21 protein-coding genes are annotated in these 21,440 nt (G+C 64.1%); 11 read left to right on the forward strand and 10 right to left on the reverse strand.

The annotated features are described in order from the left end of the window. Positions 1–84 precede the first annotated feature (84 nt). The 10 genes from B0E47_RS01755 to B0E47_RS01800 all read left to right on the forward strand — a co-directional run bounded on the left by B0E47_RS01755 (position 85) and on the right by B0E47_RS01800 (position 11,126). Positions 85–1,419 (forward strand): glucoamylase family protein, encoded by a 1,335-nt coding sequence (locus B0E47_RS01755; protein ID WP_077511883.1) that lies wholly within the window; start codon positions 85–87, stop codon positions 1,417–1,419. After that, entirely contained in the window at positions 1,416–2,939 is a 1,524-nt protein-coding gene (locus B0E47_RS01760; RefSeq protein WP_077511885.1) for a mercuric reductase, read from the forward strand. Before B0E47_RS01755 ends, B0E47_RS01760 begins: the two co-directional genes overlap by 4 nt. 289 nt (positions 2,940–3,228) lie before the next feature. Continuing rightward, the gene (gene gnd / locus B0E47_RS01765; protein WP_256363528.1) at positions 3,229–4,200 is read left to right on the forward strand and encodes a phosphogluconate dehydrogenase (NAD(+)-dependent, decarboxylating); all 972 of its coding nucleotides are present in this window, start codon (positions 3,229–3,231) and stop codon (positions 4,198–4,200) included. Between the two features lie 411 nt (positions 4,201–4,611). Further along, on the forward strand, positions 4,612–6,063 hold the full coding sequence (locus B0E47_RS01770) for an N-6 DNA methylase (RefSeq protein WP_077511889.1): 1,452 nt from the start codon (positions 4,612–4,614) through the stop codon (positions 6,061–6,063). Next, complete coding sequence (locus B0E47_RS01775; protein WP_077511891.1) at positions 6,060–7,286, forward strand: restriction endonuclease subunit S; 1,227 nt, start codon at positions 6,060–6,062, stop codon at positions 7,284–7,286. The genes B0E47_RS01770 and B0E47_RS01775 overlap by 4 nt, the downstream gene beginning before the upstream one ends. 58 nt (positions 7,287–7,344) lie before the next feature. Continuing rightward, entirely contained in the window at positions 7,345–7,683 is a 339-nt protein-coding gene (locus tag B0E47_RS01780) for a type II toxin-antitoxin system RelE/ParE family toxin (RefSeq protein WP_077511893.1), read from the forward strand. A 4-nt stretch (positions 7,684–7,687) separates the two neighbouring features. After that, positions 7,688–8,002: a transcriptional regulator gene (locus tag B0E47_RS01785; protein WP_077511895.1), complete on the forward strand. Its 315-nt coding sequence runs from the start codon at positions 7,688–7,690 to the stop codon at positions 8,000–8,002. Positions 8,003–8,222: 220 nt separating this feature from the next. Further along, complete coding sequence (locus B0E47_RS01790; protein ID WP_077511897.1) at positions 8,223–8,507, forward strand: DUF1778 domain-containing protein; 285 nt, start codon at positions 8,223–8,225, stop codon at positions 8,505–8,507. Between the two features lies 1 nt (position 8,508). Next, a complete protein-coding gene (locus tag B0E47_RS01795) occupies positions 8,509–8,805 on the forward strand; it encodes a type II toxin-antitoxin system RelE/ParE family toxin (RefSeq protein WP_077511899.1) in 297 nt (98 codons plus the stop codon). Next, positions 8,802–11,126 (forward strand): type I restriction endonuclease subunit R, encoded by a 2,325-nt coding sequence (locus tag B0E47_RS01800; RefSeq protein ID WP_077511901.1) that lies wholly within the window; start codon positions 8,802–8,804, stop codon positions 11,124–11,126. The genes B0E47_RS01795 and B0E47_RS01800 overlap by 4 nt, the downstream gene beginning before the upstream one ends. 289 nt (positions 11,127–11,415) lie before the next feature. Here B0E47_RS01800 and B0E47_RS01805 read toward each other — a convergent pair whose 3' ends face one another. The 10 genes from B0E47_RS01805 to B0E47_RS01850 all read right to left on the reverse strand — a co-directional run bounded on the left by B0E47_RS01805 (position 11,416) and on the right by B0E47_RS01850 (position 18,693). Continuing rightward, positions 11,416–11,961 carry a DUF488 domain-containing protein gene (locus tag B0E47_RS01805; RefSeq protein ID WP_077511903.1) on the reverse strand — a complete coding sequence of 182 codons (546 nt, stop codon included), beginning with the start codon at positions 11,959–11,961 and terminating at the stop codon, positions 11,416–11,418. Positions 11,962–11,964: 3 nt separating this feature from the next. After that, complete coding sequence (locus B0E47_RS01810; RefSeq protein WP_077511905.1) at positions 11,965–12,177, reverse strand: DUF2945 domain-containing protein; 213 nt, start codon at positions 12,175–12,177, stop codon at positions 11,965–11,967. Positions 12,178–12,300: 123 nt separating this feature from the next. Continuing rightward, the gene (locus B0E47_RS01815) at positions 12,301–12,732 is read right to left on the reverse strand and encodes an MAPEG family protein (RefSeq protein WP_077511907.1); all 432 of its coding nucleotides are present in this window, start codon (positions 12,730–12,732) and stop codon (positions 12,301–12,303) included. 228 nt (positions 12,733–12,960) lie between these two features. Continuing rightward, entirely contained in the window at positions 12,961–13,977 is a 1,017-nt protein-coding gene (locus B0E47_RS01820) for an NADP-dependent oxidoreductase (RefSeq protein ID WP_077511909.1), read from the reverse strand. 101 nt (positions 13,978–14,078) lie between these two features. Beyond that, a complete protein-coding gene (locus tag B0E47_RS01825) occupies positions 14,079–14,600 on the reverse strand; it encodes a lipocalin-like domain-containing protein (RefSeq protein ID WP_139351296.1) in 522 nt (173 codons plus the stop codon). Positions 14,601–14,691: 91 nt separating this feature from the next. Beyond that, positions 14,692–15,198 carry a nuclear transport factor 2 family protein gene (locus tag B0E47_RS01830; protein ID WP_077511913.1) on the reverse strand — a complete coding sequence of 169 codons (507 nt, stop codon included), beginning with the start codon at positions 15,196–15,198 and terminating at the stop codon, positions 14,692–14,694. Positions 15,199–15,395: 197 nt separating this feature from the next. Continuing rightward, on the reverse strand, positions 15,396–16,100 hold the full coding sequence (locus B0E47_RS01835; protein ID WP_077511915.1) for a LytTR family DNA-binding domain-containing protein: 705 nt from the start codon (positions 16,098–16,100) through the stop codon (positions 15,396–15,398). Then, positions 16,100–17,152, reverse strand: coding sequence for a histidine kinase (locus tag B0E47_RS01840; RefSeq protein WP_077511917.1), 1,053 nt, complete (start codon positions 17,150–17,152; stop codon positions 16,100–16,102). Before B0E47_RS01840 ends, B0E47_RS01835 begins: the two co-directional genes overlap by 1 nt. A 27-nt stretch (positions 17,153–17,179) precedes the next feature. Beyond that, positions 17,180–17,845, reverse strand: a complete 666-nt coding sequence (locus B0E47_RS01845) for a dienelactone hydrolase family protein (protein WP_077511919.1) — start codon at positions 17,843–17,845, stop codon at positions 17,180–17,182. 77 nt (positions 17,846–17,922) lie between these two features. Then, positions 17,923–18,693 (reverse strand): energy transducer TonB, encoded by a 771-nt coding sequence (locus B0E47_RS01850; RefSeq protein ID WP_217318881.1) that lies wholly within the window; start codon positions 18,691–18,693, stop codon positions 17,923–17,925. A gap of 192 nt (positions 18,694–18,885) precedes the next feature. Here B0E47_RS01850 and B0E47_RS01855 point away from each other — a divergent pair, with 192 nt between their 5' ends. Continuing rightward, on the forward strand, positions 18,886–21,342 hold the full coding sequence (locus B0E47_RS01855; RefSeq protein WP_077511987.1) for a prolyl oligopeptidase family serine peptidase: 2,457 nt from the start codon (positions 18,886–18,888) through the stop codon (positions 21,340–21,342). Positions 21,343–21,440: the final 98 nt, after the last annotated feature.

Consider the following 21,440-nt stretch of genomic DNA (forward strand, 5'->3'; position numbering starts at 1 on the left):
GCTGCGCATCGTGAGATGCTGGGTTACCGTTACCGGTCGACGCCAGCCGATGCATTTACCTGCTTAGGAGTCCGGACGTACCTGATGCCCCAGCTCTGCACCCTTCCCGACGACGACTTCCTCGATCGCTTGCAGCGTGGCGCCTTCGACTACTTCGTCGACACCATGAACCCCGCCAACGGCTTGATCCCCGACACCTCCCGCGACAACTCGCCGGTCAGCATCGCGGTGGTCGGCTTTGCGTTGTCGGCCTATCCCGCGGCGGTCGAGCGCGGCTGGATGGAGCGTGCCGAGGCGGTGCGGCGCAGTTTGCTGGCGCTGCACTTCTTTCGCGACAGCGACCAGAGCGGCAGCCCGACCGCGACCGGTTACAAGGGTTTCTACTACCACTTCCTCGATATCCACTCCGGCACGCGGGTGTGGCAATCGGAGCTGTCGATGATCGACAGCGCGATGCTGATCGCCGGCATGCTCACCGCGGCCGCCTATTTCACCGCCGATACGCCGGCCGAGACCGAGCTGCGCGAGCTGGCCGAGCTGCTGTATCGGCGGGTCGACTGGCGCTGGTCGCAGGACGGCCAGGGCACCATCCGGCAGGGCTGGAAGCCCGAATGCGGCTATTTGCATTACGGCTGGGAGGGTTACAGCGAGGCCTTGCTGCTGTATGCGCTGGCGCTGGGCTCGCCGACCCATCCGATTTCCGCCGACTGCTATCCGGCGTGGACCGCCACCTATCAGTGGGAGAACCTGTACGACCAGGATTTTCTGTATGCCGGCCCGCTGTTCATCCATCACTTCTCGCAGGCGTGGATCGACCTGCGCGGGATCCGTGATCCCTTCATGCAGCAGAAGCAATCGGACTATTTCGAGAATGGCCGGCGCGCGGTTTTCGTACAGCGCAGATACACCCAGCTCAACCCGCACGAATTCGTCGGCTACGATCGAAACTGCTGGGGCCTGTCGGCCTGCGACGGCCCCAACGGCGACCAGGTCGGGCCACGAAATCCGCAGTTGCGCGTGTTCGGCTATGCCGCGCGCGGCGTTCCGTACGGTCCGGATGACGGCACCTTGTCCCCCCCGTCGGTGCTGGCCTCCGTGCCGTTCGCACCGGAGCTCGCGCTGGCTGCCCTGCGCAACATGTTGCTGCGTTATCCGCAACTGCTCAGCGCCGATCGCCTGACCACCAGCTTCAATGCCACCTTGAGCGACAGCGACGGCCAGCCGTGGGTGTCGCCAGGCCACTACGGGCTGGACCAGGGCATCATCTTCATGATGATCGAGAACCATCGCTCCGGCTGGATCTGGCAACTGCTGCGCGGCTGTTCCTGGCTGCGCGACGGTTTGCGCCACGCGGGATTCGCGGGTGGCTGGCTGGATCAGGCCACCCTGGATCAGGCCGCCGGAGCAACCAGCCGATGAGCGCGAACTTCGATGCCGGCATCCGCACCCCCGACGATGCGTATGAGCGCAAGCGCCTTGCTGCGGTTCATCCCGACTCCTGGAACAATCCCGCGCCGGGCGGCCCCTATCAGCTGGTGGTCGTGGGCGGCGGTGCCGCCGGGCTGGTCGCCGCCCGCGAGGCGGCGGCACTCGGTGCCAGGGTGGCGCTGATCGAGCGGCATCTGCTCGGCGGTACCTGCTTCAACACCGGCTGCGTGCCGTCCAAGGCCTTGATCCGCACCGCCAGTCTGTATGGCGAAATGCGCCACGCCACGCGGTACGGCGCGCAGATGCCGGACGAAATCAAGGTGGATTTCGCCGCCGTGATGACGCGCATGCGGCGCATCCGCAGCCATCTCACCAGCACCACCTCGGTGCGGCTGCTGGCGGCCAGCGGCGTCGATGTGTTCTTCGGCAACACGCGTTTCGACGGCAGCGACCGCTTGAGCGTGAATGGCCAGCCACTGCAGTTCGACAAGGCGCTGATCGCCACCGGCGCGCGGCCGCACATTCCCGACATTCCCGGGCTCAAGCAGGCCGGCTTCCTCACCAACGCCAGCGTGTTCGATCTCACTGAACTGCCGCCGCGGCTGCTGGTGATCGGTGGCGGCCCGTTGGGCTGCGAACTGGCCCAGGCATTCCAGCGCCTCGGCTCCCGGGTCATCATCGTGCAGGACCTGCCGCTGTTCCTCGAACACGAGGAACGCGACGCGGCACAAACGTTGTCCGACGCGTTTGCGCGCGACGGCATCGAGGTCCGGCTCAACACCCAGGCCGTCGCGGTGCGGGTGGAGCAGGGCGTCAAGCTGGTCGACCTGGTCAGCGATGACTACCACAGCACGGTGTCGGTCGATGCGATTCTCACCGGCGTCGGCCGGCGTCCGAATGTGCAGGGGCTGACGCTGGAGGCGGCCGGTGTCGACTACGGCGAAACCGCCGGCATCGCGGTCGACGACCAGCTGCGCAGCAGCAACCCGCGCATCTACGCCGCCGGCGACGTCTGTCTCGAAGCCCGCTACACCAACATCGCCGAAGAGTCCGCCCGCATCGCGGTGCGCAACGCCCTGCTCGGCGGCAGCGAGCGCCTGAGCAAGCTGGTCATTCCCTGGTGCACCTATACCGATCCGGAGATCGCCCACGTCGGCCTGTATGTGCGCGAGGCGAATGCCCGCGGCATCCCGGTGAAGACCTTCACCGTCCCCATGCACCAGATCGATCGCGCCATCACCGACAGCGAGGAGGATGGCTTCGTCAAGATCCATGTCCGCGATGGCAGCGACACGATCCTCGGTGCCACCATCGTCTCGCGCGACGCCGACGACATGATCAACGAGATCACCCTGGCGATGGTCGCGGGCGTGGGCATGCGCATGCTGGCACGGGTGATCCACGCCTACCCGACCAAGACCGAGGCGATCCGCGAGGCGGCGATCGCCTATAACCGCACGCGGCTGACCCCGCGCGTCATCGCGCGGCTGCGCCGCTGGCTGGGTCGTTGAGAGGTTGTGGCTATTCAACCTCTCAGCCCGGCCATGGCGAGGGCATGGATGCCCGAGTTGAGGCAACGCAGGAGCAGTTGGCCGATGGCCGGTCGCGGATCGGGCACGCAAGTGTCTGATTCGCGTGAGCGAGTCCGGACAAATCCGCTGGGAGCGGATTTGAACAGCCGCAGGCTGGCCCGCAGGGTGAATGCCAAGGATGGCATGCATACATGTGCCGGACTCGCGATAGAAGAAAACCACAGGAAGTGGTTTTCTTCACAGGCGTTGAGTCCTGTCACGTCCGCTTATCGCCCACGCTCCTAGACTTCGTCGTTCCCACCAGGGTCACCCCCACCTCACGCAAGGAAAACCTATGCAACTCGGCATGATCGGACTGGGCAAGATGGGTGCCAACATGGCGCAGCGCCTGCTCAACGGCGGCCACAAGGTCACCGGCTTCGACCCGGCGGCCGACGCGCGCAAGAAACTGGAGAGCAACGGCGGCGGCTCGGCCGACTCGCTCAAGGCGCTGGTGCAGGCGCTGCCCGCGCCGCGCGTGGTGTGGCTGATGGTGCCATCGGGCAAGGTCACCGACGACACCGTCGATGCCCTGCTGGCGCTGCTGGAAAAGGGCGACACGATGATCGACGGCGGCAATTCCAACTACAAGGACTCGCTCGGTCATGCAGCAAAGTGCGCCGGCCACGGCATCAACTATGTCGACTGCGGCACCAGCGGTGGCGTGTGGGGTTTGGCCGAGGGTTACAGCATGATGGTCGGCGGCGACGAAAAGGTCGTCGATGGCCTGAAGCCGATCTTCGAGACGCTGGCGCCGGCGAAGGACCAGGGCTGGGGCCGCGTCGGCCCGGTCGGTTCCGGCCACTACACCAAGATGGTCCACAACGGCATCGAGTACGGCATGATGCAGGCCTATGCCGAAGGCTTCTCGATCCTCAAGCACAAGCAGGAATTCGGCCTCGACCTGCACCAGGTCGGCGAGATCTGGCGCTACGGCAGCGTGGTGCGCTCGTGGCTGCTCGACCTCACCACCGACGCCTTGGGCAAGAATCCGAACATGGACGGCATCGCGCCCTACGTCGTCGATTCCGGCGAAGGCCGCTGGACCGTCGACGCCGCGCTTGAACTCAACGTCTCCGCCCCGGTGATCACCCTGTCGCTGATGGAACGCTTCCGCTCTCGCGACAACGACTCCTTCGCCGACAAGCTGCTGTCGTCGATGCGCAACGAATTTGGCGGGCATGCGATCAAGAAGGAGTAGCGCAGCCGCATTCGCCAGGGAGCAGCACGGTCGCACTCGCTTGTGCCCCGTGCCATGCCCTCGCGACAAAGACCCCGACCGTCACGCCCGCGCGACAAATATCCCTCCAGCCCGTCATGCCTGCGAAGGCAGGCATCGCACTTCGCACTTCAGCATCGGCGGGCTCACTGCATCCGGACGCCACCGCATCCCCCTGACCCGAAAGCGCCAATGCTGCCGCCGCATGTTTCGCCAGGTACGACAGTACCCGGGGTTGGCGCAACCGAAGCATGAAGCCCATCGTGTTCGCGCCCGGCCATCGAACGCGCTGTAAAGTAGCGCGCTGGCCCGGACTCTCCCGCTGGATACGTTTCATCGAGAGTACGCATGGCTGCCAGGCCGAATTGAAATCCCATGGGAACACCCTGCCGCATGTTCGAAAACGCCTTCAACAACATGGACCGCGTCATGCGCAATGACGAGGGTCTGGCCTCCGAGCTGGATTACGCCGAGCAGACCTCGTGGCTGCTGTTTCTCAAGTATCTCGACGACATGGAGCACGAGTGGGCGGACGAGGCCACGCTGGAAGGCCGCGACTACACGCCGATCCTTGATGAACCGTACCGCTGGCAGTCGTGGGCCGCGCCGAAGAAGAAAGACGGCACGCCCGACCTCAACGCCGCGCGCACCGGCGCTGACCTGATCGAGTTCGTCAACGGCAAGCTGTTTCCGTACCTCAAGACGTTTCGCGAAACCACCGATGATCCCGACTCGCTGGATTACAAGATCGGCGAGATCTTCTCCGAAATCGCCAACCGCTTTCGCTCCGGCTACTCGCTGCGCGACGCGCTGGAAATCATCGACCAGCTCAGCTTCGGCAGCCAGGAAGCCAAGCACGAGCTGTCGGACCTGTACGAAACCCGCATCAAGCGCATGGGCAACGCCGGCCGCAACGGCGGCGAGTACTACACGCCGCGCCCGCTGATCCGCGCCATGATTCAGGTGGTCAAACCGCAGATCGGCGAAACCATCTACGACGGCGCCTGCGGATCGGCGGGCTTCCTGTGCGAAGCATGGGACTACCTGCGCCGCGACAACCTCTCCGCTGCCGAGTGGGACACCCTGCAGCGCAAGACCTTCCACGGCCAGGAGAAGAAATCGCTGGCCTACGTGCTCGGCGTGATGAACCTGATCCTGCATGGCGTGGACGCGCCGAACATCCGCCACACCAACACGCTCGCCGATAACGTGATGGACATCCAGCAGAAGGATCGCCATGACATCGTGCTGGCCAATCCGCCGTTCGGCGGCGGCGAGCGCAAGGAGGTGCAGCAGAACTTCCCGATCAAGTCCGGCGAAACCGCCTACCTGTTCCTGCAGCACTTCATGCGCAAACTCAAGGCCGGCGGTCGTGGTGCCATCGTCATCAAGAACACCTTCCTCAGCAACACCGACAACGCCAGCGTGGCGCTGCGCAAGGAGCTGCTGGAAAGCTGCAATTTGCACACCGTACTCGATTGTCCGAGCGGCACGTTCCAGGGCGCGGGCGTGAAGACCGTGGTGCTGTTCTTCGAGAAGGGGTCGAAGACGCACAAGACCTGGTACTACCAGCTCGATCCCGGCCGCAGCATGGGCAAGACCAATCCGCTCAATGACGAGGACCTGGCCGAGTTCGTGGCCTTGCAGGTGGACAAGGCCGACAGCGACAAGAGCTGGACGGTGGCGGTCAAGGACGTGGACAAGGCGACGTGGGATTTGTCGGTGAAAAATCCGAACGCGCCGGAGGCGGAGGCGTTGCGCAGTCCTGAGCAGATCATTGCCGATATGTTGGCGCGGGATGAAGAGACGGCGCGGATTCTGGAAGAGATTCGGGGGATGCTGTGAACGGTGTCTTGGCAACGACGTGGGGTTACAAGCGCCTCGGCGAACTGACAGATAAGATCGGAAGCGGCGCAACTCCGCGTGGAGGTAAGGAGTCCTACAAGGAAATTGGAGTTTCCTTAATACGAAGTTTAAATATTCACGACCTTGAATTTCGCTATGCCAATTTGGCAAAAATTGACGATACGCAAGCAGCCGCGCTTGCGAACGTAGATGTCGAAGCACGGGATGTCTTGCTCAATATCACCGGAGCTTCCATAGCCAGGTGCGCACAAGTCCCTCTGGACGTCCTTCCCGCTCGAGTTAATCAACACGTTGCGATTCTTCGCCCGAAAAGTAACATCTTGGATAGTCGGTTTCTTTCCTACCTTTTGGTTGCTAAGGAAACCAAGGAGCAACTGCTCAATATTGGCGAGAAGGCCGGTGCAACGAGACAAGCACTCACCAAGGAGCAGCTTCAAAACTTCCACATACCACTGCCTCCACTGGATGAGCAGAAGCGGATCGTTGCGGTGCTCGATCAGGCCTTCGCCGCCCTCGACCGCGCCCGCGCCCATGCCGAGGCCAATCTGGCGGATGCGGACGAACTGTTCGAGAACGTGCTGCTAGCCACCTTCGACGAGCTTGTCTCCTCCGCTGGCATGAGGACGCTCGCCGAGGCCGCGAGTGACTTCTCTCGAGGCAAGTCCAGGCATCGCCCTCGGAACGATCCGGCGCTCTACGGCGGCGCCTATCCCTTTATCCAGACAGGCGATATTCGCAGGAGCCAGGGCAGCATCCGGGAATATTCCCAAACCTACAACGACGTCGGATTGGCGCAGAGCATGCTGTGGCCTGTCGGTACTGTTTGCATCACGATCGCGGCGAACATTGCTGAAACCGGTGTGCTTGAGTTCGAGGGATGCTTTCCAGATAGCGTGATCGGAATGGTGCCGACACCAGGCGAATCAACGCCCTACTACGTCGAGTACATGCTTCGATATTTTGCGAAGGAGCTTAAGCTTCAGGGAAAGGGCAGCGCGCAAGACAACATCAACCTCGCCACGTTCGAGCATGCCAAATTTCCGTTCCCGCCACTCGAACGACAAATGGCTGTTGTTGAGAAGCTCGACAGCCTCGCCGCAGAGGTTGCGGCGCTGTGCTTGAATTATTCGCGCACTCTTGAGGACATCGCCAACCTCTGCCAATCCCTCCTGCAAAAAGCCTTCTCCGGTCAACTGGCCTGACCAGCGACAAACCCGGATCGCCAACTTGACATAAGTAACATAAAGGTTACCATACGCCATGACATGGAAAGTCGAGGAATACATCGCCGAGGATGGCTCCAGCCTCTGGCGTGACTGGTTTGATGGCCTGCACGTGCAGGCGGCGGCCAAGGTGGCGACCGCCGTGTTGCGGATGGAGATGGGCAATACCTCCAGCGTGAAGTGGTTCGACGGTATCGGCGAGTACCGCATCGACTGGGGACCGGGCTACCGCATCTATCTGGCGCGCGATGGCGACAAGCTGATCCTGCTGTTTACCGGCGGCACCAAGGCCAGCCAGAAAGGCGACATCAAGCGGGCAATGCAGTTGAAGGACGAATACCGGACGCGCAAAGCGCGGCTCGACAAATCGAGGTGATGGCATGCCACTGACAAGAGACTTCAAGCAGACCGTGACGGAGCGCGTGCGACGCGAGCCGGCCTTTGCGCGGGCACTGCTGGACGAAGCCGCATCGCTGTTCCTCAACGGCGATCCGGCCACCGCGCGCGTGATCCTGCGCGATCTGGTCAACGCCACGGTCGGCTTCGAGGGCTTGGCTTCGGCCACGGCGCGGCCGAGCAAGAGCCTGCACCGCATGCTGTCCGTCGCCGGCAACCCCAGCATGGACAACCTCGCTGCCATCTTCGACGTGCTGCGCCGGAATTTGAAAGTGGATATCGCGGTTCGCGCCGTCTGACGGGCACTATCCCGCCGCTCATGAAAGCGAAAGGCCCCGGTGAACGCACCGAGGCCCTGACGCCGGCCGGGAACCCCCAACCCACTTGCAGCAAGTTTGCGTCTCAAAGCCCAGAGCATGCAAGCACGCCAAGGTTTTCTTCGAACGCTCGCGCGTCGCCGACTTCATGTAACACAAACGTGCTACATTCCCGCAAGCTGAGCCAGCCCCGGAGCGCTGCATGAGCACCACCACCATCCGTCTGCCCGACGAACTGAAAGCCCGCGTTGCCGAGGCGGCGGAACATGCCGGCACGACCGCGCATAATTTCATTCTGGAGGCGATCGCCGAGAAGGCCGATCAGGCCGAGCAGCGTGCCGCGTTTCACGCTCTGGCGGATCAACGCTACGCGCAATTCCTGGAGTCTGGAAAGAGCATTCCGTGGGAGGAAGCGCGCGTCTACCTCAAGGATCGACTCGCCGGAAAAACCGTGAAGCGGCCGGTGGCCCGCAAGCTGGATCGATAAGGTGACGCGCGTCAGACTGACGCCCGGAGTCATCGAGGATCTCGAACGAATCGTCGACCATTTGCGTCGGCATGAAAGCGATGCTGCCGAGGTACGCGCGGGTGAAATCATCAGCGCCCTCGATGTACTCGCAAACAACCCCTTGATCGGCCGCCCGGCAGGCGACGACAAACGCGAATTGGTCATTGGCCATGGCTCACGCGGATACATGGCGCTGTATTGCCATCTGCCATTGATCGATACAGCCTTGATACTGGCCATTCGTGCGCAACGCGAGGGGGGCTACGCACAAGCATGAACGAGACCGAAGCGGACACGCGCGCCAATCGCATCGACCCGGTGCTGCGCGACGCCGGCTGGGGCGTGGTCGAGGGCGCGAAGGTCAATCGCGAGATGATCTGCCCCGGCCGCATCACCGGCGGCGGGCGGGTCAATCCATTGTCGGCCGATTACGTGCTGAGCTATCGCGACCGCAAGCTGGCGGTGATCGAGGCCAAGCGCGCGGGGCTGGGACATACGGCGGGCGTGGGCCAGGCCAAGGATTACGCCGGGCGGCTGCAGGCGCGCTTTGCCTACGCCACCAACGGGCTGGGCTGGTACGGCATCGACATGCAGAGCGGCGCGGAAGGCGATATCGCGCTGCCGTTTCCCACGCCGCAGGAGCTGTGGCAGCGCTGCTTTCCCGAAGGCAATGACTGGCGCGATCGCTTCGGTGCGGTGCCGTTCGAGACGGATGGCGGCAAGTGGCATCCGCGTTATTACCAGCACAACGCGATCACGGCCGTGCTGGAAGCCATCGCCAAGGGTGAGCAGCGCATCCTGCTGACGCTGGCGACCGGCACCGGCAAGACGTCGATCGCCTTCCAGATCGCGTGGAAGTTGTTCCATGCGCGCTGGAGCCTGAGCCGCGATCCCGTGCGCCGGCCACGCATCCTGTTCCTGGCCGATCGCAACATCCTCGCCGACCAGGCCTACAACGCGTTCAGCGCGTTTCCGCCCGACGCGCTGTGCCGCATCAGCCCGGACGAGATCCGCAAGCAGGGCAAGATTCCCAAGAACGCCAATGTGTTCTTCACCATCTTCCAGACCTTCATGACCGATGGCAGCGCCTCGGAAGAGCCGCAGTTCACCTTCGAGGGCTACGCGCCGGACTTCTTCGACTTCATCATCATCGACGAATGCCATCGCGGTGGGGCGAAGGACGAAAGCACCTGGCGCGGCATTCTCGAATACTTTGCGCCCGCCGTGCAGTTGGGCATGACCGCCACGCCCAAGCGCGACACCAACGCCGACACCTACCGCTACTTCGGCGATCCGGTTTATACCTATGCGTTGAAGGAAGGTATTGGCGACGGCTTCCTGACCCCGTTCAAGGTGCGCCAGATGGCCAGCACGCTGGACACCTATACCTTCTCCGACGAGGACGAAGTGGTCAGCGGCGAGATCGACCCGGAGCGGGAATACACCGAGGCGGACTTCAATACCAGGCTGATCATCGATGCACGCGAGGAGAGTCGCGTGCAGGAGTTCATGGACCAGATCGACCAGCGCCAGAAGACACTGGTGTTCTGCGCCACGCAGGACCACGCCGCGCGCGTGCGCAACGTCATCAACCAGATCAAGGACAACCCGGACCCGCACTACTGCGAGCGCGTGACCGCCGACGACGGCAAGCTCGGCGAACTGCACCTGCGCGAGTTCCAGGACAACGAGAAGACGCTGCCGACCATACTCACCACCTCGCAGAAACTCTCCACCGGCGTGGATGCGCGCAACGTGCGCAACATCGTGCTGCTGCGGCCGATCAAGTCGATGATCGAGTTCAAGCAGATCATCGGCCGCGGCACCCGCACCTTCGACGGCAAGGACTTCTTCACGATCTACGATTTCGTGAAGGCGTACGCGCACTTCAACGATCCGGAATGGGATGGCGAGCCACTGCCGCCGGAAGAACCTGGCGAGCCTCGGCCACCGCGCGGGCCGGACAATCCGGATGAGCCGCCCGGCACGTCCGGCGGTGTGAAGGACATACCTGAGCCGGTCGCGAAGATCGTCGTGAAGCTGGCTGATGGCAAAGAGCGCCGCATCCGCTACCTCGCGGCGACCAGCTACTGGTCGCACGATGGCCGGCCGATCACCGCGCAGGAGTTCATGGAACAACTGTTCGGCGACCTCGGCAACCTCGTCGCGTCGGAGGATGAGCTGCGTGCGGTATGGAGCGATCCGGACCGGCGTGAGGCATTCCAGCAGCGGCTGGCCGAACTGGGTTACGACGCTGACCGGCTGGACGACATGCGTCGCCTGATCGATGCACCGAACAGCGACATCTTCGACGTGCTGGCCTATGTGCGATTCACCCTGGCGCCGTTGTCGCGCGCGGAACGTGCCGGCGCCGCGCGCGCCAAGGGACTGGGCGGTTACCAGCGTGAGATGCGCAACTTCCTTGAGTACGTGCTGGGTGCCTACGAAAGGCACGGGGTCGACGAGCTGGCTTCACGCAAGATCACCGATTTCCTGCGCATCCGTTATGGCGGTACCAATGATGCCAAGCGTCTGCTGGGCCCGGTTCCCGCGATCCGCGAGGCCTTTATCGCGATCCAGGCGCATCTGTATCAATGACGGAGGGGCACCGTTCGAGGGTTCCCTGAATCTCCCGGTTCGACCGCGCGAGTGTCGCGGCGAAAGACGCTACAACAAATCCCCCTGCGCGCCCGCATGACTCAGCCGCCCGTCCACGATGCGTGCTGGCGCGAGGTATAGGGGTGAAGCATCGCCCGCCAGCGGGCTCCTACGCGAGACGTCAATCTATGAGGTAGGCGCCGCTTCCAATCCGGCTGACGAGGATGGTGAGCTGCTCAGGCCATGCGTACGTGCTGAAGTCAGGTGAGTGGAAGACGGGTATTCGGGTCTACAGCAGCGTCTTCTGCACCGGTGCGTAACTCAATTGTCCGCCGACGATCCGCGCCGGCGACGTATACGGATGCAGCGTCGTGTGCCTGGCGTCGATGATGTGGATCACCTCGATCCCGCGCAGCTTCAGCACATCCGAAATGATCGAGCGGTGGCAGCGCCACCACACCGCTTCCGCGCACATCATCGCGGTGCGCTTGCTGGCGGCAAGCTTCAGCAGTTCGGCGAGCCCTGCGGCAAACTCGGCGCTGGCGGTGTAATCGGCGTAGCCCTGGAACGAGGCGTTGCGCCATGCGGCGTTCGGCGAATCCGACTGCACCTGGCGTCGCCCGCCCAGCTTCGGCATCCATTGATAGGCGATGCCATGCGCAGGCAGCGTGGCGGCCAGCGCCTCGCTGGCGAAATACGGATAACGACGCGAGCCGGGGAAGCGGCGCACGTCGGCGATCGCCTCGATCCGGCATTCGCCGAGCAGGCCGAGGAACTCCTCCAGCGTGCGGGTGGAGTGGCCGATCGTCCAGATCGTGGCCGGATCGCCGGGCATCGCTCAGTCGATCCGGTGCAGCGCCGCGCCCTTGTGCATCGCGATGTGGTCGGTCTTGTCGCTCTGGATCTCGTACTGCGGATCGGCCTCGCTGCAACGGCGGGTGTGGCCCTTGTAGTCGGTGTCGCGCGTGTGCACCTTGGTGATCGTTCCACTCACGTACCCGGCTTCGGAATTCCAGCGCACGTGATCGCCGACTTTGAAGGGATGGCTCATGATGGCTCCAGTGATCGCAGATCCAGAGGCGATTGAAGCAGGTCGTCCGTTCAGTTCAGGTGGAGCCGGTTGGGCCGAAGAGGCTTCATGCCGGGCAAAGTCGAGTAACGGCGGTTCTGGAACTCAACCTGGCCCCGATGGCCACACCGATGCAAGAAGGCCAGCGGCCCAGTACACGCCGATCGCCATCTGCACGGCAAAGGCGGAGAAACGAACAGTAACCGCGGCCGCGCTCACCGACGCCAGATGCACCAGCGACTGGAACACGCGGCAGGCAAGAAACAGATAGGCCGCCGAATCGGTAATGGAGGTGTGTCCGGTGATGATGGCGACCAGCAACAGCCCGCCAAACACAGGAAGGCCTTCGACGCAATTGGCATGAGCCCTGGCCAGCCGCTGCATGAAAGACGAGAGGTTCGCATTGTCCGGAACGAACCCGTTGGCGGGAATCTTTCCGCGCAGGACAAGCTGCGTCCGGATGATTTCCATGAGTACAAGAAGCAGAAGAGCCCAGGCAATGAACCCGGTCAGTGCAATGGCGCTTGGATGGGTCATGGCGATTCCCTCACTGATGAAACCTGGCGCCACACGAAAGCGTCCACCCTGGCGTCCGATCAGGTGAAAACGTCGTGGCGTGCACAACGACCGCATGAATCCGCCTGGACGATCGTAGCCCATGCCGCCAGCCGAGACAGCCCGGCTTCGAGAAAACAACGCTCGCCAATCGGGTTGAGCAACCTGACCCCGATAGCCAGCGTGCTGCGTGCCACCAGCTCTTCACGCTCATTCGGAGCCATCGGGCATGGTGACGACAATCTTGCCCTTGGCATGCCCCGCTTCAAGCCTGGACATCGCTTCGGCGATGCGCTCGAAGGGGTACACGCTGTCGACAATCACCTTGAGTGCACCAGCATCGACAAGGCGGCCAAGCTCGGACAAGTCCTTGCCGCTCGGGTGCATGAAAAGGTAGCGGTAGTGCACCCCGTGCTGGCGGGCGCGGCGCCTTAGCGGGAAGCTCGCCACCCAGAACAACGCCTGCAGCCCCATCCCGCGTCCCAGGTCCTTCGATGCCGTCTGTGGCTCGGGCATGCCGGCGATGCTGAGGACGGTGGCGCCCGGGCGCACCATGGCAAACGCCTGCTCAAGCGCGTGGCCGCCGACAAGATCAAACGCGCCGTCGAATCCCGAGAGAACCTTGTCGGGCGATTCTTTCGTGTAATCCACGACCGTGTCGGCGCCAAGCTGTCGCACCAGTGCTTCCCCTTGAGGCGACGCGGTCGTCGCAACCTGGGCACCAAGGTGCTTGGCGATCTGTATGGCGAAGGTGCCCACACCGCCGGCACCGCCGGAAATGAAGATGCGTTGTCCGTTCGTGACGCGCAGCTCGTCGCGCAGGGCCTGCAGCGCGGTGAGCCCGGCGAGGGGCATGGCGGCGGCCGTCGCGAAGTCGAGACTCGCGGGCATCACGGCCGCATGATCGTCCTCGACGACCGCGAACCGGGCGAAGGCGCCCATGGTGCTTTTGGCAACGCGTGCGAACACCCGGTCGCCGACGCGAAAGCGCTGCACCTGGCCGCCACACGCGACCACCTCGCCCGCCAGTTCGTTGCCAAGAACTACGGGCAGTCGATAGCGCTGCACAAGCCGCAAGTCACCCCGGCGAGTCTTGAAGTCCACCGGGTTCAGGCCCGCAGCACGCACCCTGACGAGCAACTGCCGCGGGGCAGGCTCAGGCAGCAGTACTTGCGTCAGGCCCGTGGATTCGGGGCCGCCATAGGCCTTCAATACGAACGCCTGCATCTGCCCGGTTGCTCTTCGATTCACTCTTGCGCCTCACTCGCTAGTTTCCACCTGACGCCCGAAATCAGCGGCGCGCGCAGCGCGTCCGCTGGATTGAGATGTTAGGCTCGCTGCCATACGAGAACATACGTTACTGGAAGTCCGTTGCGTGTAGCTTTTGCAATGAGGTAAAGCCGCCCATCCTTGAACTCGTATGAGCGGTCGATGGTGCTGGATTCTGCCGAACGAAGAGTTGCAGTTACTGTGTGACTCACGATATGTCGCGTGGCGTCGATCTTGTATGTGCCGAAATATCCTGCGGCTTCATTTTGCAGCGCGGGAGGGATAACTTTGCGCGTTGCCTCATTGCGCAGTTCGTGCATGCACAGCACGAGCATACGGCCTTCTTTGGTGTAGATGAGGCGGCCAGGCGGGTGCGCACCCCAAGGACTTGTTACATGACCATCCGGCCAGTGTGCCTCAACCGAGACGAGCTCCCAGGTTCCGATAAAGTGTGGACTGTCGTTAGCAGCAACCGGCTGTGTGGCGTAAGACGTTTGGCCGATAATGCATGCGCACAAGAAAATCAGGCACAGCATCAGTCTGCGCGGCAGGACATTGCATGTCGATAATGTGTGATTCACGCTGAGACTCCTTGCGAGCCTAACGCTGGAATTGAGCGACGGCGAAGCCCGTCCGCTTGGACGACTAGTTAGACTGCTGGGCGTTGCAGACTCATAGACAGGCGGTGCCGCCGCTACAGCTCGTCGTTACATAAAGCTCGGAGCGAATGCGCCACTTCCCATTCACAAGCTGCCACATCACGAGGTATCGCCCGCCATATGTGAGAACTTGGCCCTTGACGCGCTCGCGCCACTTCCAAATTCCTGTTTCCGCCGCTTCCCTTGGGCCGCCCGTGGCAACCTCAATTTTGTCCGGCGTGCGACGGCCAGATACGAAACTGTTGCCGTTGAAAATTTTGGTGAAGCCCTTGACGTTCTGATCTCGGCCAACCCACAGACTTCCGTCTCCCCCGGTGGTACTGACATCCGGAAGCCAATATCTGGTGGTTACCTCCAAATCTCTATTGGTGAGCGCAGCATTAAGTGCAGATCGGGCCGACCGAATGGCTGTTTCGGCCACACCCATGCGCATTTGTTTTGCCACCGCAGGCTGGGCTTGACCAGCGAACGCTAGGGTCGATATGGCCAACGAGCAGGCAAAACACAGCGTCTTGAGCATGGGGGCCTCTGGCTTCTTGAACCACACAATTGCAAAAATGTTGGGCGGTCTAACGCTTAGTAAACCCCAAATCGGGGCATATGCACTGGATGGTCAGCTTTCAACCGACGGGTCGTCAAGGATGCGAAATCGCTCATGGTTCAACTCCTTGGCCGTGATCGATCCGGATTTCTGCGCATCAGTGGGCGCTGCGCGCCTTAGCTCAGCCGCAGCAGCTTGCGTATGGCGGGAAGATTCCGGCGGCTGATTTCGGGGCTGCTGTCGGTGCCGTCGAGGCGGGCGAGCACGCGGCCGTCGGCCAGGGTCTTGATGCCGAGCAGGCGCGCTGGTGGCACCAGGCAGTTGCGATGCAGGCGGATCAGCTGGTCGGGATAGGCGTCTTCCAACTGGCGCAGCGAGTCCTCGATCAGCAATTCGCCGCCGCGGTGTTGCACCACCACATACTTCTCTTCGGCGAGCAGGCACAGCACTTCGTCCAGCGCGATGCGCACCTGTTCGCCACGCAGGCGGCCATGCAGCCAGGCGGCGGGTTCGCGCGGGCCATCGTCGAGGCGGCGCTGCGCGCGTTGCAGGGCGTCGCGCAGTCGCTCCAGTCGTACCGGCTTGAGCAGGTAGTCGGCGGCGCCGAGCTCGAAAGCCTTCAGCGCGTGGGCTTCGTAGGCGGTGCAGAAGATCACCTGGGGTCGCGCGCGCCCGGCCAGGCGCTGGGCCAGCGTCACGCCGTCGAGGCCGGGCATGTTGATGTCGAGCAGCAGCACGTCCGGTTGCAGTTCGTGCAAGGCGGCCAGCGCCGCTTCGCCGTCGTCGACGCTGCCCACGATCTCGACGGCGGCGCACTCGCCGAGCAGGGCGGTCATGCGTGCGCGCGCCAGCGGTTCGTCGTCGACGATCAGCGCGCGCATCAGGTGGCTGCCCCCGGCAGTTGCAACAGCACCACGAAGCAGTCGCCATGCGGACCGGCCTCGACGCGCGCCTGCGGTCCATAGCGCCAGGCGACACGCTGGCGCACGCTGTCCAGACCATGGCCGTTGCCCGCGGTGGGTGGGGTGGCCGGCAGCGGGTTGATGATCTCGATGCGGATGCCCTGCCCCTGGCGCTCGCCGCGCAGGATCACCTCGCCACCCTCGCGCAGCGGCTGGATGCCGTGACGCACCGCGTTTTCCACCAGCGGCTGCAGCAGCAGGCGCGGCAGCGGGAACTCGGCCGGCAGATCGTGCAACTCGCGCCGGATGCGCAGGCGTGATCCAAGCCGCAGCTGTTCGATCGCCAGGTAGCGCTCGACCAGCGCCAGTTCCTCGCCCAGCGTGCCGTCGCCGATGTCATGCTGGCCCAGCGCGGCGCGGAACAGTTCGGACAGGTCCTCCACCGTGCGCTCGGCCGCGGCCGGGTCGACCCGGATCAGCGCGGCCACGGTGTTCATGCTGTTGAACAGGAAGTGCGGACGGATGCGCGCCTGCAAGGCCTCGACCTGGGCGCGGGTGACCGCCGCCAGCCGCGCCTGCCACTGCGCCAGCACGTAGAAATAGCGCAGCATCGCTGCGCCGAGCAGGGCCGCGATCACCGCGTTGTCGCGCACGAACACGCCCATGCCGCTGTCGATCAGGCGCGTCTGCAACGCGCCGTCGAGCCAGCGTGCGACCACGCTGGCGACCAGCACGATCAGCACGATCAGCAGCCATACGCCGACATACGGCGCATGCCCGGGCAGGCGTTGCAACAGGTGGCGCAGCTTGCACAGCGTCACCGCCACCACCAGCGCCAGCCACGTCACGAAGAACATGCTGACACTGTAGGCAGGCCAGTCGTAACGGTTGTCGCGCGCCAGCCACATCACGGTGACGGTCAGTGCGCCGACCACGAACAGCGCGAACAGCGCCGGCAACTGGCAGAAGTCCGGCAGCGGGCTGTGTTCGGTGCGGCCGCGCGGGCCGCTGGAAGGCGAGGGTGCGCGCATGCGGCAAGTATGCCGCATGCGCGCCGCTCAGAAAGCCAGCCGCTCACCCAGCCAGCGCCGCAGGTCGGCGATTTCCTCGGCGCAGACCGCGTGGGCCATCGGGTAAGTGTGCCACTCCACCGTGTAGCCAAGCGACTGCAGCAGGTCGCGCGAGTCGACACCACGTTGCATCACCACCACCGGATCGGCACTGCCGTGGCCCCAGAAGATCGGCGTGGCGGCGTTGGCCGCATGGCGCTCGCGCGCCACCACCTCGGCGATCGGCAGGTAGGTGGACAGGGCGACGATGCCGGCCAGCGCCTGCACGTGGCACAACCCGGCGGCCAGCGCGATCGCGCCGCCCTGCGAGAAACCGGCGAGCACGATCCGCTCGCTTGGCACGCCGCGCTCGTGCTCGCGCGCGATCAGGGCTTCCACCTCGCGCACCGAGGCGCGCACGCCGGCTTCATCCTGTCGTGCCTGCAGGTCGAAGCCGGCGATGTCGTACCAGGCGCGCATCGACATGCCGTTGTTGATCGTCACCGGCCGCACCGGCGCATGCGGAAACACGAAGCGCAGCGCCGGCCACGCCCGGTCCACCAGCTCGGGCACGATCGGCGCGAAGTCGTTGCCGTCGGCGCCCAGACCGTGCAGCCAGATGATGCTGTGCTGCGGGTTGGCGGCGGTTTCGAATTCGACGGCGGGCAGGGTCATGGCTTCATCGCGATGTGGTGAACGCCGCATCGTAGCAGCCGGGGATTCGGACCACGATCAGGATGCTGCTGCCCAGGTCAGGGCTGTAGTGACACCGTGTCGACCATGCTGGGTTTGAGCACGCTCTGGCTTTGCGCAGCATCCTGACGGGCCGCCGCCGAGTTTGCCGCCTGATCGGACGTCGCCTGGTCTTGGCTCAGCCCGGTCGTGGCCGACTCGACTGGAAACAGCGAGACGACGATGGACGTTTGCAGGTGCGCCGTGACGGCTCTGCCATCGACCAGTTCCGGTTGCACCGAGCCTTGCAGAAGGTAGCGTTTTACCGCAGCGATCAAGGTCAGTTTCTCGCGCATGTTCAATTCGGCGCGGGTCGTGACGTGGGCATCCGTGGTTGCCAGTTTGCCCCCGGGCGGCAGTGTGAGATCGACGGCAATCGTGGCGCCGCCCTGCGATTGGCCACTATCGAAGAGTGCCTGTACTACCTGCTGCGGATAATCCGGTCCCTTCCCGCCCGCTGGCTTCTGGTAACTGGGGCCCGCACCGACATAGCCGACGCGGACGCTGTACTTGCCGGCTCCCGCCGGCAACGCCTGCACGTCAGCCACCAGGTAGCTGTGCACGGACGCGGCATGGCCGTCTTGCATCACGGGTGCGAAACGCCATTGCTTCAGCGCCTGGTCCAGCACCACGGCAATGGGTGCGGGAGTGTCGGCAGCGGGCTTGGTTTCCACCACGTGGCCTTGCGCGTCGACATCGATCGCTACGGTGTACAAATGCATCAGCGGCTTTGCGCCAGCTGCGCACAACCCCGGCACAGCCACCAGAAACCAGGTTAGCGCGGCGATCACGCCGGTCGCTGTTCTCATGAGCTTCCCCCGTGCGACGCAGCGCGTCGGCGATTTGTGCATCGGGCAGCAAAGGTGCGCGACGCAACCTCCCCGATCGTAACGCGCCAGCGCCGCGAACGGAACGGGACTGGTGGCGCTTGCGATCGAGGCCACGCCGGTTATCCTCGCCAATTTGGGTCCGGGGATGTGATCATGCGTCGACTGTTGCTTGCCGGTCTGGTTGCGTTCTGTCTGATGCCCGCTGCCAGCATGGCGGCGTCCACCGCGGCGGCTTCGGCGCCGCTTGACATGGAAACCATCATGGCCAATCCGGACTGGATCGGGCATGCGGTGGAAAACCCCTACTGGAGTGCGGACGGGCGCAACCTGTATTACTCGGTGCAGCGCGATGGCAGCCCGGTGCGCGATCTGTACCGGGTCGATCCGGCCAGCGGCAACAGCGTGAAGCTGGACCCGGCGGCGATGGCCAGGGCCGACGGCCCGGCGGTGTTCGACCGGGCACACCGGCATGCCGCCTACATCCTGCATGGCGACGTGTTCGTGGTGGACCTGGCCAGCGGGCAGCGCCGCCAGGTGACGCTGACGCCGCAGCATGAATCATCGCCGCAGTTCTCCGCCGACGGCCGTGCGTTGCAGTTCCGTGCCGGCAACGACTGGTTCCGTTACGACCTGGCCAGCGCGGTGACCGCGCCGGTGGCCGAGCTGAAGCTTGCCGACGACCCGCAGGCGAAACAGCCCGACGAGCTGGGCGAGCTGCAATTGAGCCTGTTCAAGACGCTGCGCGAGATCAAGGCCGACAAGCAGGCCGTGCGCGACCACAGCGAGGCGCTGGAAGCGGCCGATCCCGGTCGTGCGCCGCGGCCGTTCTGGCTGGGCGACAAGATCCGCCTGGTCGATACCGAGCTGTCGCCGGATGGCCGCTGGCTGCTGCTGGTGACGGCGCCGAAGGGCTACGGCAAGGGCCGCGCGCCGCAGGTCAACCATTACGTCACCGACAGCGGTTATACCGAGCCGGAGGACGCGCGCACCTACGTCGGCCACAACGACCCGGCGCCGCAATCGCTGCTCTTGCTCGACCTGGCCCAGCACAAGACGTGGCCGCTGAAGACGGATGGCCTGCCCGGCATCAAGACCGATCCGCTGGCGACGCTGCGCAAGCAGGCCGTGGCTGCGCTGGAGAAGGCCGGCAAGAGCGACGAGGCGAAGGCACTGAAGGCACCCGAGGTGCGCCCGGTGCGCATCGTCGCCGGTGGCGAGGACGGCGGTGGCGGCGGCATCGCATGGAGCGACGATGGCAGCCAGCTGGCGATCCAGTTGCGCGCGATCGACAACAAGGATCGCTGGATCGCCAGCGTCGATTTCGGCACGCACGCCCTGGTCAACCAGCAGCGCCTGACCGACCCGGCCTGGATCAACTGGAGCTTCAATGATTTCGGGTGGCTCAAGGACGGGCATACGCTGTGGTATCTCAGCGAGCAGAGCGGTTACTCGCGCTTGTACGCCAAGCCGCTGGATGGCGCTGCACGGCAGCTTACCGGCGCCGGCAAGTTCGAGGTCAGCGCACCGCGGCTCAGCGCCGACGGCAAATGGTTCTACCTGCTGGCGAACAAGGTGGCGCCGTACAGCTACGACGTCTACCGGGTGCCTTCGAGTGGCGGCGAACTCAGCCGACTGACGCAGTACCAGGGTACCGATGCGTTTGTCCTGTCGCCGGATGGCGCGCAACTGGCGGTGTTGCATTCGGCGCCGTATATGTTCGACCAGCTGGCGGTGCAGGGCTCGGCCGGCGGCACGCCGAAAGAACTCACCAGCACCATGAAGAGCGCCTACACCTCGCGCGACTGGATCGCGCCGAAGATCGTCGAGGTGCCGTCCTCGCACGGTGCCGGCGCGATCTACGCGAAATACTACGGCCCGGCCGACGAGGCCGACGCGCCCGCCTCGCGTCCGGCGGTGATCTTCGTGCACGGCGCGGGCTACCTGCAGGATGTGTCGCTGCAGGAGACCTATTACTTCCGCGAACAGATGTTCCACAACTTGCTGGTGCAGCAGGGTTACGTGGTGCTGGACATGGACTACCGCGGCTCGGCCGGCTACGGCCGCGACTGGCGCGACGCGATCTACCGGCAGATGGGCCACCCGGAACTGGAGGACCTGCTCGACGGCAAGGCCTGGCTGGTCAAGCACCACGGCGTCGACCCGAAGCGCGTGGGCATCTACGGCGGCAGCTACGGCGGTTTCATGACCGAGATGGCCTTGCTGCGCGCACCGGGTGAATTCGCCGCCGGGGCTGCCCTGCGCCCGGTCAGCGACTGGACCAGCTACAACCACGAATACACCTCCAACATCCTCAACGACCCGCAGCTCGATCCGGAGGCCTACAAGACCAGCTCGCCGATCGAGTACGCCGCCAACCTGCGCGATCCGCTGCTGATCCAGCACGGCCTGATCGACAACAACGTGATGGCCAGCGACTCGATCCGCCTGTACCAGCGCTTCATCGAGCTGCACAAGAAGAACTTCTGGATCTCGCTGTACCCGCTGGAACGCCACGGCTTCGAACATGCCGATTCCTGGTACGACGAGTACCGCCGCATCGACGAGCTGTTCGATACGTATGTGAAGCCGGTGCGGCAAGCCACGCCGTAGAAGCACTGCGAAAGCGCTCCGATGTCGTCGTTCCCGTTTTCGCTGGAACGGCGGCATGGTGGTCGCTGCGGATGCAGTGAGCACGGCAGGAGATGTTC

Origin of the sequence: Rhodanobacter sp. B05 (assembly GCF_002001085.1) — a bacterium.
Lineage (GTDB): Bacteria > Pseudomonadota > Gammaproteobacteria > Xanthomonadales > Rhodanobacteraceae > Rhodanobacter.